The organism is Actinokineospora spheciospongiae, assembly GCF_003182415.1.
GTDB lineage: Bacteria > Actinomycetota > Actinomycetes > Mycobacteriales > Pseudonocardiaceae > Actinokineospora > Actinokineospora spheciospongiae.
In genome coordinates this window covers 450,624-463,187 of record NZ_QHCP01000002.1, presented here as the reverse complement: position 1 = coordinate 463,187, position 12,564 = coordinate 450,624, and the positions used below count along the sequence as shown (strand labels likewise).

10 protein-coding genes and 1 pseudogene are annotated in these 12,564 nt (G+C 72.8%); 3 read left to right on the top strand and 8 right to left on the bottom strand.

What is annotated here, in order from left to right; genetic code table 11:
- Positions 1-32: 32 nt before the first annotated feature.
- Entirely contained in the window at positions 33-1,670 is a 1,638-nt protein-coding gene (locus DFQ13_RS05755) for a long-chain fatty acid--CoA ligase (protein ID WP_110079080.1), read from the bottom strand.
- A 379-nt stretch (positions 1,671-2,049) separates the two neighbouring features.
- On the opposite strand from DFQ13_RS05755, the gene mihF reads away from it, so the two are divergent.
- The 3 genes from mihF (at position 2,050) to DFQ13_RS05740 (ending at position 4,551) form a co-directional block, all read left to right on the top strand.
- Positions 2,050-2,361 (top strand): integration host factor, actinobacterial type, encoded by a 312-nt coding sequence (mihF, locus tag DFQ13_RS05750; RefSeq protein WP_181399859.1) that lies wholly within the window; start codon positions 2,050-2,052, stop codon positions 2,359-2,361.
- A 123-nt stretch (positions 2,362-2,484) separates the two neighbouring features.
- The gene (locus DFQ13_RS05745) at positions 2,485-3,612 is read left to right on the top strand and encodes an isochorismate synthase (RefSeq protein ID WP_110079079.1); all 1,128 of its coding nucleotides are present in this window, start codon (positions 2,485-2,487) and stop codon (positions 3,610-3,612) included.
- Between the two features lie 111 nt (positions 3,613-3,723).
- On the top strand, positions 3,724-4,551 hold the full coding sequence (locus DFQ13_RS05740; RefSeq protein WP_052021892.1) for a PucR family transcriptional regulator: 828 nt from the start codon (positions 3,724-3,726) through the stop codon (positions 4,549-4,551).
- 4 nt (positions 4,552-4,555) lie between these two features.
- Here DFQ13_RS05740 and DFQ13_RS05735 read toward each other — a convergent pair whose 3' ends face one another.
- From DFQ13_RS05735 to DFQ13_RS35905, 7 genes and pseudogenes are all read right to left on the bottom strand, one after another.
- The gene (locus tag DFQ13_RS05735) at positions 4,556-5,635 is read right to left on the bottom strand and encodes a hypothetical protein (protein WP_146241118.1); all 1,080 of its coding nucleotides are present in this window, start codon (positions 5,633-5,635) and stop codon (positions 4,556-4,558) included.
- 33 nt (positions 5,636-5,668) lie between these two features.
- On the bottom strand, positions 5,669-6,808 hold the full coding sequence (locus DFQ13_RS05730; protein ID WP_110079077.1) for a hypothetical protein: 1,140 nt from the start codon (positions 6,806-6,808) through the stop codon (positions 5,669-5,671).
- 253 nt (positions 6,809-7,061) lie between these two features.
- Positions 7,062-8,006: a prolyl aminopeptidase gene (pip, locus tag DFQ13_RS05725; protein WP_267897638.1), complete on the bottom strand. Its 945-nt coding sequence runs from the start codon at positions 8,004-8,006 to the stop codon at positions 7,062-7,064.
- Positions 8,007-9,701: a substrate-binding domain-containing protein gene (locus DFQ13_RS05720; RefSeq protein WP_110079076.1), complete on the bottom strand. Its 1,695-nt coding sequence runs from the start codon at positions 9,699-9,701 to the stop codon at positions 8,007-8,009. It abuts the gene before it with no gap.
- Between the two features lie 103 nt (positions 9,702-9,804).
- Positions 9,805-11,604 carry an AMP-dependent synthetase/ligase gene (locus tag DFQ13_RS05715; protein ID WP_110079312.1) on the bottom strand — a complete coding sequence of 600 codons (1,800 nt, stop codon included), beginning with the start codon at positions 11,602-11,604 and terminating at the stop codon, positions 9,805-9,807.
- Between the two features lie 238 nt (positions 11,605-11,842).
- Entirely contained in the window at positions 11,843-12,217 is a 375-nt protein-coding gene (locus DFQ13_RS35910) for a proprotein convertase P-domain-containing protein (RefSeq protein WP_407643138.1), read from the bottom strand.
- Positions 12,215-12,564, bottom strand: a pseudogene (locus tag DFQ13_RS35905) (serine protease); the annotation flags it as partial. The pseudogene DFQ13_RS35905 and the gene DFQ13_RS35910, both read right to left, overlap by 3 nt.

Genomic DNA, 12,564 nt, shown 5'->3' with positions numbered 1-12,564 from the left:
TGGGCCGGTCGCGCGAACCCGCTCGGCGGCGCTCAGCCCAGGTGCTTGACGTCGAGCCTGCCCTCGGCGTGCGCGGCCCGCAGCACCTTCTTGTCGAACTTGCCGACGCTGGTCTTCGGGACCTCCTCGACGAAGGTCCAGTTCTCCGGGAGCTGCCACTTGGCGACCTTGTCGCCGAGGAAGTCGCGCAGCTCCTCGGGGGCGGCCTCGGCGCCGGGGCGCAGCACGACCGCGACCAGCGGGCGCTCGTCCCACTTCTGGTCCGGGATGCCGATGACCGCGGCCTCGGCCACCGCCGGGTGGCCCATGACGGCGTTCTCCAGGTCGACCGAGGAGATCCACTCCCCACCGGACTTGATGATGTCCTTGGAGCGGTCGGTCAGGGTGAGGAAGCCGTCCGGGGTGAGCGTGCCGACGTCCCCGGTGCGCAGCCAGCCGTCGCGGAACTTCTCCGCGCCCTCACCGTCCTCTTCGAGCCGGTAGTAGGAAGCGGCGATCCAGGGGCCGCGCACCTCCAGCTCGCCGACGCTCTCGCCGTCCCACGGCATCTCGTTGCCGTCGTCGTCGATGAGCCTGGCCTGCACGCTCGCCGGGAGGCGGCCCTGCGTGTAGCGGTACTTCCACGCCTCCTCCTCGGTGAGGCCCGCGGGCGGGCGGCACACGGTGCCCAGCGGCGAGGTCTCGGTCATGCCCCAGGCGTGCACGATGTGCACGCCGTACTTCTCGGCGAAGGCGTGCATCAGCGCGGGCGGGCAGGACGAGCCGCCGACGACGACCTCGCGCAGCGAGCTGAGGTCGGCCGGGTTCTGGTCCAGGTGGGCCAGCACCGCCTGCCAGATGGTCGGCACCGCCGCGGAGTGCGTCGCCCCCAGCTCGGTGATCATCCGGACCAGCGGCTCCGGCTGCAGGAAGCGGTCCGGCATGATCAGCGACGCGCCGGACATGAACGCCGCGTAGGGCATGCCCCAGGACATGGCGTGGAACTGCGGCACGATCACCAGCGAGCGGTCGGTGGAGGCCAGGCCGATGCCGTCGGCCATGCAGACCTGCATCGAGTGCAGCCAGATCGAGCGGTGGGAGTAGACGACGCCCTTGGGGTTGCCGGTGGTGCCGGAGGTGTAGCACATGGCGGCGGCGGTGCGCTCGTCCACGTCCGGCCAGTCGAACTCGTCGGACTGCTCGGCCAGCAGCGCGTCCCAGGAGTGCACCTGGACGCCCTCGGGGGCGGTCAGCGCCTCAGCCGGGCCGTTGGCCACGATCACGTGCTTGACGGTGGTGAAGGTGGGGAGCTGCCGGGCCAGCAGCGGGGCCACGGTCGCGTCCACGATGACCACGTGGTCCTCGGCGTGGTTGGCGATGTAGGTGAGCTGCTCGGGGAACAGCCGCAGGTTGAGCGTGTGCAGCACGGCGCCCATCGCCGGGACGGCGAGGTAGGCGACCTGGTGCTCGGCGTTGTTCCACATGAACGTGGCGACCCGCTCGTCGCTGGTGACGCCCAGGCCGCGCAGCGCGTTGGCCAGGCGGGCGGCCTGCCTGCCGACCTCGGCGAAGGTGCTGCTGCGGCTGCCCTCACCGGTCCAGGTGATCACTTCGGCGGTCCCGTGCACCTTCGTGCCGTGCCGCAGCAGTGTGCCGATGGACAGGTTGCCGTCCTGCATGGTGCTCAACATGGTCGATCAAGCTCCCTGGGGTTGACGGCCTCGGCCGTCGGTGGACATCGGCCCCGACTAACTTACTGGCGGTAGGAAAGCCTAGTGCGCAAACGCTGTCGGCAACACTCCCGAAATGCCCGGTTCCGCCAACTTGATCATGCTGTCACGCTGCGTGCCGCCCCCGGACGTGATGGGCTCCGCAGGAGGTTTGCGCGTGTCGGGGGTATGTTGCCCCCCGAGGTGTCGTTTACTGGTGAAAGGCGTCGGGCGGCCGGGTCGCGCGGTGCGTCCGGGGTGGGTAGGTTCTTCCGCTCCGGTGACTGTCGGTAGTCACGATGCCCCGATGAGGCTGGGCCCGTCGCCACCGCGGCGGGTGATGAAGGAAAGGACAACCACGTTGGCTCTGCCCACGTTGACTCCCGAGCAGCGCGCGGATGCGCTCGCCAAGGCAGCCGAGGCGCGCAAGGCGCGCTCGGAGCTGCTGGCGTCGATCAAGTCCGGTGAGCGGACCATCGCGTCGGTGCTCGGCAAGGCCAAGGACGACAAGACGATCGGCAAGACCAAGGTCGCCGCCCTGCTCAAGGCCGTTCCCGGCCTCGGTGCGGTGAAGGTCGCCGCCCTGCTCGAGCAGGCCGGGATTGACCCCGACCGCCGCGCGGCGGGCCTCGGCGACCGGCAGCGCTCCGCGCTGATCGACGCGCTCGGCTGATCAGGACCACGACAGCGGGCGGGTGGCCGGACGGCCGCCCGCCCGCTGTCGCGCGTGGGGCAGCCCACGAACTTCGCCGTGCTCGGCGGCCCCCGATCGGGTGGCCGTGGGCAGAATGGAAGGGTGGCTGAACACGTGGTGCGGGACTACCGCCCGGGGGCGTTCCTGCTCGCCGGACCGACATCGGCGCTGCTCGCGGAGGGTGAGCGAGCGGTCGTCACCGAGTCCGAGCCGGAGGAGCTGTCCGCCAGGGTGGAGAAGGCCCTCGCCGACAGCGGCGCCCAGGTCGCGGTCGGCGCGCTGCCGTTCGCCCCGGGGGCACCCGCGCACGTGGTCGTGCCCGCCGCGGTCCGCCGCGCCGGGTCGGCGCACCCCTCCTCCGCCGCGCCCGCCGCCGGGGCCGCGCCCGTGTCGGTGACGCCGGTGCCGTCCGGGGCGGAGTACGAGGCCGCGGTCGCCGCGGCGGTCGCGCTCCTGCGCGGTCCCGGCGAGCTGCGCAAGGTCGTCCTCGCCCGCACCCTGCGGCTCGGGTTCGCCGCCCCCGTCGACCTCGCCGCCCTGCTGCCCGGCCTGGTCGCGGCCAACCCGCACGGCCACACCTTCGCCGCGCCGCTGCCCGGGGGGCGCACCCTGCTGGGGGCCACCCCCGAGCTGCTGGTCTCGCGCACCGGCACCCGCGTGGTGTCGAACCCGCTGGCCGGGTCGCTGCCGCGCGGGGTGACCCCGGAGCAGGACCGGGCCCTGGCCGACGAGCTGCTGGCCTCGGGCAAGGACCAGGCCGAGCACCGGGTGGTGGTGGAGGCGGTCGAGGAGGTGCTGCGCCCGTTCTGCCGCAGCCTGCACGTGCCCGCAGGCCCGTCGCTGGTGGCCACGCCCACCGTGTGGCACCTGTCCACCCGCATCACCGGCGAACTGGCCGACCCGGGGGTGTCCGCGCTGCGCCTGGCCGCCGCGCTGCACCCGACCCCGGCCGTCTGCGGCGCCCCCGCCGCCGCGGCGGCGGCGGCGATCGCCGACCTGGAGCCGTTCGAGCGCGGCTTCTACAGCGGGGCCGTCGGCTGGACCGGCGCCGACGGTGACGGTGAGTGGGTGGTGTCGCTGCGCTGCGCGGAGGTCTTCGACCGGGAGATGCTGCTCTACGCGGGCGCGGGCATCATGCCTGCCTCGGTCCCGGCCGCCGAGTTGGCGGAGACCTCGGCGAAGTTCGCCACCCTGCTGCGCGGCCTGGGCATCGATCTGCCGGGCGCGTGACAACCCCGCCCGGTCCGGTGCGCACGCGCGCACAACGGCGCTGAAAAGGTGCTGAAAATTCTTCACGGATAGGGGAGTGCTCCGAATCCCCTGCTCGGATACCCTCCACCGGTGGTCGATCTCGTATCGGAACCGGGGGTCGCGGACGTGTCGGTGTACCGCGACACCGGGGGCACCGGGGTGCCCCCGGACGAGAAGGTGCGCCGCGAGCTGATCGACCGGCTCCTGGAGGGCCGGTTCACCCGCCGCTCCGAGCTGTCCGACGCCGCCCGCGTGCTGGAGCTGCCCGAGGACGGCCTGTTCGTCGTCCTCTACGGCGACGGCAGCACCGACGAGGCCCGGCCGGAGGTCAGCGCCACCGCCGTCGACCCCAGCCGCAGGCGGGTCATCGTCTGGCGCAGCCTGCCGGACGCGGAGATCGGCATCGTGTCGGTGGAGCGGGTCGAGGACTTCGACGGCCTGCGCGCCGCCCTGGCGGCCAGCGGCCAGGTCATCGGCGTCAGCCGCCCGGTGTCCGGCCTGGCCAGGGTCCCCGCCGCGCTGCGCCGCGCCCGCATCGCCCGCCGCTGCCTGCCGCCGGGGGAGACCGGGGTCGCCGTGTTCGGCGAGCGCCCGGTCACCACGCTGGTCGCGGGCGCGCCGAACCTGGCCCGCGAACTCGCCATCGAGGTGCTCGCCGGTCTGGACGCGCTCGGCGCCGAGGAGCGGGCCGAACTGCTCACCACCCTGCGCCTGTGGTTCGCCCACGGCGGCGCGGTGAAGGTGGTCGCGGAGCTGATGTCGACGCACCCCAACACCGTCCGCTACCGCCTCCGCCGCGCCGCCGAGGTCACCGGCCGGGACATGGAGGACCCGCGCGACGTGGGCGAGCTGTACCTCGCCGTCGAGGCCACCCGCCTCACCCCCGCCGAGCCGCCCGCGGGAGACCCGGCGGGGTGAGCGTTCAGCGCCACTCGTAGGCGGCCGACTCCGGCGCGGTGGTGCTCACGATCGTGCCGCCGGTCCACGGCAGGAACGGGTGCAGCGCCGAGCCGAACGGGTTCCCGCCCGTGGGCAGCGGCAGCACCTCGGCCGTCCCCCGCCGCCAGAGCGACAGCTTCGGCACCGGGGCGAACTCGGTGACGGTGACCGTGCCGGTGCGGTTCACCGCGAACGCCGCGCCGCTGTCCGCGCCCGGGGTCAGGTCGGTCATCACCCCGCGCTGCCAGGAGAAGGCGTGGCTGCGGCCGTCCGCCGTGCTCGACTGGCCGACCACCTGACCGGAGTCGCTGAGCCACGGCCCCGACCCCTCCTGGCTGATGGGGACGTAGGTCTGGCCGCCGCCGAGGGAACCGATGTCGGTGGTGCGACCCGCGCTCCACAGCAGCAGCCTGCCCCCAGCGGCGATGAGGACCTGACCGGAGGCGTTGACGTCCACCGGGGTGCCCGCGCCGATGGCCACCGGCGCCCGGCCGGGGCGGGCCAGGTACGCGGTGCCGTCGGCGGTGTAGGTGACGTCGCCGCCCGCGCCGAGGCCGCCGGAGTACGCCGACGGGCTCTCCACGACCGTGCGCCACGTGCCCGCCCGCCACAGCGACAGCCGCCGGTTGTCGTCGGCGTCCACGCTGCTCACCAGGACCTCGCCGCGGTTGTTGACGTCGACCGCCGCGCTGTCGACCGCTCCGGCCGGGGTGAGGTCGACGCGGCGCCCGGCCGACCACAGCACGGCGTGCCGCACCCCGTCGACCTCGCGGTACCCGACGACCTGGTCGAGGTCGTTGCCCTCGTGCACCAGGCTGTTCACCCCCTCGGGTTCGAGGTCGACGCGCTCGCCGCCGCGCCAGGTGACGGCCCGCGAGCCCGCGTCGGTGAGCACCACGCCGTGGATCAGCCCGGTGGCGCTCATGCCGATCCCGGCCGCCTGGAGCGCACCGGCCGGGGCGGGCAGCGGGCGCACCCCGGCGTCCGCGTCCGCCTCCGCGGTGGCGCCGACCAGGATGAGCAAAGCGGCCGTGGTGGCCGAAACGGTTGTCCTGACACGCATCGGTGTGTGTCCTTCCTTCGGGGTCAGACCGTCCTACTGGGACGTGAAGAGCGAGGTGGCGGAACTTCCCGGGGCCGCGTCCGTGCCCGCGACCTGCGGCAGGCGGGGGTGCAGGGCGGTCGGCATGGTCAGGTTGCCCGGGGTCGCGGCGCCCAGGTCCGTTGTGCTGCGGCGCTTCCAGAGCAGCGCGTGCGTGCCCGCCGCCCCGGGCACGGGTACCTCGCCCGCGATGTCGCCGCGCTCGTTGATGGCGTAGCTGGTGCTGTACGGGGCGTGCGGGGTCAGGTCGGTCATCACCCCGCGCCGCCAGCGGAAGGCGTGGTAGCGGCCGTCGCAGGTCTCCGACAGGCCGGTGACCTCGCCGGCGGCGTTGAGCCACGGGCCGTGGCGCGGGCCGGTGCCGACGAAGCGGGTGTCGCCGCCGCCCAGCGAACCGAGGTCGGTCAGGCCCCCGTCGCGCCACAGCGCCGCCCGGCCGCGGCCGTCGTCCTCGCAGGCCAGCAGGACGGCGCCACCGGCGTTGATGCCCATCGGCACCGGCGCGCCGCCGCCGAGGCCCACCAGCCGGATGCCCGGGCCCCGGCCGCGCGGGAACAGCAGCGCCCGGTCGTCGACCAGGACCGCGACGTCACCGGCCGCGCCCAGCACCGGGTCGTGGAACCGGCCGTCCTCCACCAGGGTGCGCCACCCGCCCGGCCGCCACAGCGACAGCCGCCGCGCGGTGCCGAGGGTGTCCGAGCTGACGTGGTGGCTCACCACCAGCACCTCGGCGCGGTCGGTGATCCCCACCGCGGCGCTGCGGAAGGCCCCGCGCGGGTGCAGGTCGACCCGGCGCCCCCCGGTCCAGAGCACCGCCCGCTCCTCCTCGCCGGGGCGGCGGGTGTAGGAGCCGACGACCTGGTCGTGGTCGTTCGCCGCGGTCGGGGTGCTCGGCCCGGTCCGCTCCAGCAGCGTCAGCCGCCCGTCGCGCCACACCGCCGCCCGTGCGGGGGCGCCGCGCCCGCGCACGAACCCGTGCACCATGCCGGTCGCGGTCATCCCGGTCAGCCCGGCCTCGGTGTCGGGGCCGGGCAGCGGCAGCGGGCGCAGCCGGGGGGACCCGGAGCCGGTCTCGGTGGCCGCGGCGACGGTCACGGTCGCCAGGAGGGCGGCGGTCAGCACCAGGGCGCGCATGACGCACCTTCCGGTCGGGAGCGGTGAGCGGTACGCCGAGACTCTAGCGATAACGCCACTATTCAAACAATGGCGTTATATGGGCTAATCTTGGCGTAGCCACGACCATTCAGACCAGTCGATGCGGCCCAATGGGGCAATTTTTGAACAGGGCCTCCTCATGGCGGACCTTCGGGCACGAAAAAGAGCGCGCAAACCACCGCGACTTTAACCGGATGTGACAAACGCCGGCCGGATGAGGTTCCCGCCGCGATCAGGCGAAGCGGCGCAGTGCCCGGCTCAGGGCCGCGTCGGACGCCGCCGTGGACTGGTGGCCGGAATCCTCCAGCACCACCAGTTCGGCGTCCGGCCAGTTCTTGACGAGTTCCCACGCCGTCTCCAGCGGCCCCGCCAGGTCCACCCGCCCGTGGATGAGCACGGCCGGGATGCCCGCGAGCTTCCCCGCCTCCCGGATGAGCACGCCCTCGTCGAGCCAGGCGCCGTGGGAGAAGTAGTGCGCGCAGATCCGCACCAGCGCCAACTGCTCGGCGGAAGTGCTGCCGCTGAACGGTTCCGCGGGTCCGTCCTCGTGCGACAGGACCGCGTCCTCCCAGGCGCACCAGTCGTGCGCGGCGCGGGCGCGGACCGCTGGGTCCGGGTCGTCCATCAGCCGCGAGTACGCGGTCAGCACGTCCTCCCGGCGGGTTCCGGCGGGAACGCCCGCGCGGAAGCGCTCCGCCGCCTCGGGGAAGATCCGGCCCAGTCCGGAGTAGAGCCAGTCGATCTCGCGGCGGCGGGTGGTGGTGACCGCGAGCAGCACGATCGCGCTGACCCGCTCCGGGTGCGCCTGCGCGTACGCCAGCCCCAGCGTCGACCCCCAGGAGCCGCCGGTCACCACCCAGCGCTCGATGCCCAGGTGCGCGCGCAACCGCTCCATGTCGGCGACCAGGTGCGCGGTGGTGTTGACCGACAGGTCGGTGGCCGGGTCCGCCGCGTTCGGCGTGCTGCGACCGCAGCCGCGCTGGTGGAAGAAGACCGCCCGGTGCCCGTGCGCGGTCAGCCTGTCCCGCCAGCGCTCGGTCGTCGCCATCCCCGGCCCGCCGTGCACCCACACCAGCGGCGTGCCCGCCGGGTCGCCGCAGGTCTCCCAGTGCACCCGGTTGCCGTCGCCGACGTCGAGCATCCCGCTCGCGTCCGGCCCCACTGCGGTCGTGCCCACTCAGTTCTCCGGTGCCTTGCAGTTCGGTGGTTGGCAGAGGAACTTACCGAGGGCGGCGTAGAAGATGTCGGATATTTTCGTCGGGTCCGCGGTGGCGAACGCCTTGCCGCCGGTGGCCGCCGACAGCGCGTCCAACTCGGCCTTGTCCACGTCCGGCCCGATGCCGACGCCGACGATGGGCAGCGGCCTGCGCGGGTCCTGGAGCTTGTCCAGTTCCGCCAGCAGGTCGTCGCGGTTGATGCCGTTGCCGTCCTCGTTGCGGCCGTCGGTCATGATGATCACCAGGTTGAGCCTGCCCGGCTCCCAGTCCGCCCGCCCGGACCGGTAGGCGGCGAGCACGGTGTCGTAGAGCCCGGTGGCGCCGCCCGGCACCGCCTTGATCGCCGCCACCTGCTCCCGCGCGCCCGCGGCGAGGTGGTCGCGGACCGGCTTCATGGGCAGCAGTTCCTTGTAGTCCCTGTCCCCGTCGAGGTTGGTGGAGAACAGGGTGTAGCTCAGCTTGGTGTCCGGTTTGAACAGGCCCAGGCCGAGCACGGCGGCCCTGGTGGTGACCGTCATCCGGTCCAGGTCCGTGCCGGGCACCTCCTGCGCCATGGAACCGGACACGTCCATCAGCACCTGCACCCGCGCGGCCAGGTTCGCCCCCGCCCACTGGTTGAGCAGCGCGTCGACCGCGTCGTTGTCCGGCACCTCGGTGCGGTCGACCTGCTCGGCCCCGGTGCGCCGGTCCTGCGACCGGTCGCGCAGCACCCGGCCGTCGGCGGCCCGGTACCCGGCGTCGGCCAGCGCCCGCACCGACGTCTCGTCGAGCAGCCTGCCGAGGAACTTCAACGCGGCGTCCCGCTCGGCCGGGGCGGTCTGGGGCAGCACCGTGTACGGGTAGTCCATCGACGGCACGGCCGGTTCGCTGTAGGTGGCGACGAGCTCGTAGCCGGACTCGGCCGCGTTGTGCTTGAGCAGGTCGTGCTCGGTGGTGGCGATGACGTCGATCGGCTCGTCCTGGCTGCCCGCGCCGGGCAGTCGGGCGTAGAGGTCCGCGGCCAGCGGCCGGGTATTGGCCGAGATCCGGCGCAGCGTGCTGGTCAGCGCCGCGTCCGGGTCGGGGGTGGTCTGGGTGGTGGTGCGGACGCCGAACATGGCCGAGGTGCCGACCGGGTCGCGGGCCGGGTCCGGGATGCCGATGGCGGTCTCGGCCGGGGTGGCGAGGACGTCGGCCCAGGTGGGGATCTTGTCCGGCCAGCCGAGCGCGCCCGCGGTGTCGTCGGTCAGCGCCAGCACCACCGGCGACGAGGCGATCGAGGTGCCGCTGACCTGCCCGTCGAACGCCCCCTTGGCCTGGGCCCGGCGCAGCACCATCGTGCTCTCCGGAATCCACACGTCCGGCAGGGCGCCGCTGTCGGACACGGCCAGCGCCTCGGCCACCGACGTCGAGTCCTCGGCGGCGACGGCGACCCGGTAGCAGGCGTTCTCGTCCCCGGCGGCCTGGTCGTCGGCGACCCGCTTGCCGAACTGCTCCACCAGCGGCGCGATCTCCGGCGCGGCGGCCACGTCCAGGGTCACCGGGTTCTCGCAGGACGGGCCGACCCAGCCCCGGACCAGGGTGACGCCGAGCCAGCCCACCAGGGCGACCACCACCAGGAGGCCGACCAGCACCACGGGCCGGGGCCGCCCCCTGCCCGACGAGTGTCGCCCCATGGCCGCGGCCCTCCCCGGAGATGAGTTTCGGTCAGGTTAAGCGAAACCCCGCGCCCGGGGGAGGGCCGCCGAGATGTGAATCACTGTTGTGAATCAGCCTCGCCTACGAGTAGAGCGCGTCCACCTCGGCCCCGAAGTCCTTCATGATCACCCGGCGCTTGAGCTTCAACGACGGCGTGAGGTGCCCGGTCTCCGGGGTGAACTCGGTGGCCAGCACCCGGAACTTGCGCACCGACTCGGCCTTCGACACCGCCGCGTTGCCCTCGTCGACGGCCTTCTGCACCTCGGCGAGCAACTGCGGGTCGTCCACCAGGTCGGCCACGGTCGCCGACGCGGGCTTGCCGACGGTGGTCTTCCAGTAGGTGAAGTAGTCCGGGTCGATGGTCACCAGCGCGGCGATGTACTTCTTGCCGTCGCCGACCACCATGGCCTGCCCGACCAGCGGGTGCGAGGCGATCCGGTCCTCGATGACCGCCGGGGCGACGTTCTTGCCGCCGCTGGTCACCAGGATCTCCTTCTTCCGGCCGGTGATCGACAGGAAGCCGTCCGCGTCGAGCTGCCCCAGGTCGCCGGTGGCGAACCAGCCGTCGGCGTCGAGGACCTCGGCGGTGGCGGCGTCGTTCTTCCAGTAGCCGCCGAACACCTGCCCGCCCTTGAGCAGGATCTCGCCGTCCTCGGAGATCTTCACCGAGGTGCCCGGCAGCGGCTGCCCGACGGTGCCCGCCTTGAAGTTGTCCGGGGCGTTGGTCGTGGCCGCGGCGGTGGTCTCGGTCAGGCCGTAACCCTCCAGCACCACCAGGCCGATGCCGCGGAAGAAGTGCGTCAGCCGCAGGCCCAGCGCGGCGCCGCCGGAGATCGCGTACCCGGTCTTGCCGCCCATGGCCGCGCGCAGCTTCGAGTAGACCAGCCTGTCGAACACCGCGTGCCGGATCTTCAGGCCCAGCCCGGCCTTGCCCTCGGCCTCGCTGTAGGCGATCGCGGTGGCCGCGGCGGCGTCGAAGATCTTGCCCTTGCCGTCGGCGTGCGCCTTCTGCCGGGCACCGTTGTAGACCTTCTCCAGCACGTAGGGCACCGACAGGATGAACGTCGGCCGGAAGGTCGCCAGGTCGGGAAGCAGGTTCTTGGCGTCCGGGCCGTGGCCCATGGTGGTCTGCGAGTACACGCAGCCCACCTGCACCATCCGGCCGAAGACGTGCGCGATCGGCAGGAACAGCAGGGTGGAGGCGTCGCCGGGCACCCCGGTGCCCTTGAACAGCCTGGTCAGCACCTCGCCGCCGTAGCCGACCTCGGCGAAGAAGTTGTCGTGGGTCAGCGCCACGCCCTTGGGGTTGCCGGTGGTGCCGGAGGTGTAGATGATCGTGGCCAGGTCCGACGAGGACACCGCGGCCCGGCGGGCGTGCACCTCGGCCTCGTCGACGCCCCCGCCCGCCTCGATGATCTGCTCGACGGCGCCGGTCTCGATCCGCCACACGTGCTGGAGGGTGGGCACGTTGTCGCGCACGTCGGCCACGCGCTTCTCGTGCTCCTCGGTCTCCACGACCACCGCGACGCACCCGGAGTCGGACAGAATCCACTGGATCTGCTCGGCGGAGGAGGTCACGTAGATCGGCACCGGCACCGCGCCCGCGGCCCAGATGGCGAAGTCCAGCAGCGTCCACTCGTAGCGGGTGGCGGCGAGGATGGCGACCCGCTCGCCCGGGGCGACGCCCGAGCTGATCAGGCCCCTGGCCACCGAGGTCACCTCGTCGGCGAACGCCCGCGCGGTCACGTCCGCCCAACCGCCGCCGGACTTGCGCTTGAACTGCACGTGCTCCGGGGTCTTGGCGGCATTGCTGTACACCAGGTCGGCGAGTCCGCCCGCCTCTTCACGCTTGGCGACGGGCGGCACGGCGAACTCGCGCATGGTCTTCTCCTCCGGACGGCGCACGGCGGTCGTCACCTGGTCACCACGGGTGTGCACCAGGCGGCTACCTGACAGTAACTTTGTCCGTATCTTGCCCGGAACTACTCCGAACGGCCAGACTTCGAACCCAACTGATACCGACCGGTGTGACAAAACCGCCACCGACCACCCGGTGCGCGACGGCCGGGGCCCCGGTCGAGACCTGCGCGGTCTCGGCCGGGGCCCCGGGGTGGTCGACCTAGAAGGCCAACTTGAAGCTGTCGATGTAACCGGTGTCGGCGCTGTAGACGTCCTGCACCTTGAGCTTCCAGGTGCCGTTCGCGGGGACGGCCGAGGCGTTCACCGTGTAGGTGGTGATCACGTTGTCGGCCGAGTCGGACGAGTTGGCGTTCTTCAGCCGGAACGCGGTGCCGTTCGGCGCGACCAGGTCGATCACCAGGTCACCGCGGTAGGTGTGCTTGATGTCCACCCCGACCGACAGCGCGGCGGGGGCGTTGCCGGTGATCCCGCTGACGGTGACCTCGCTGGTCACAGCCGCACCCGCGTCGGTGATGGTCACGTTGGTGGCGTTCTCGAACACCTGGTTCCCGGGCGGGGTGTTCGGGTCGCCCATGGCCGCGGCCTGCTGGGCGATCGCCGCGGACAGGGCGCTGACCTGGGCGTACACGCCCGGGTAGTTCGGTCGGGCGCAGCCCTGGCCGTAGGAGACGATCCCGACCTGGACCCAGTTGTTGTTGGCGTCGCGGCGGACCATCGGCCCACCGGAGTCACCCTGGCAGGTGTCGGTGCCGCCCTGCGGGTAGCCCGCGCAGATCTCCACCGCGGTCTTCATGCTCGGGTACGCCGACTTGCAGGTCGCGTCGTCGACGAACGGCACGTTCGCCTTGAGCAGGTAGCGCTGCTGGGCGCCGCCCTCGGTCGCCGAGCCCCAGCCCATGACGGTGAAGGTGCCGGAGTCGT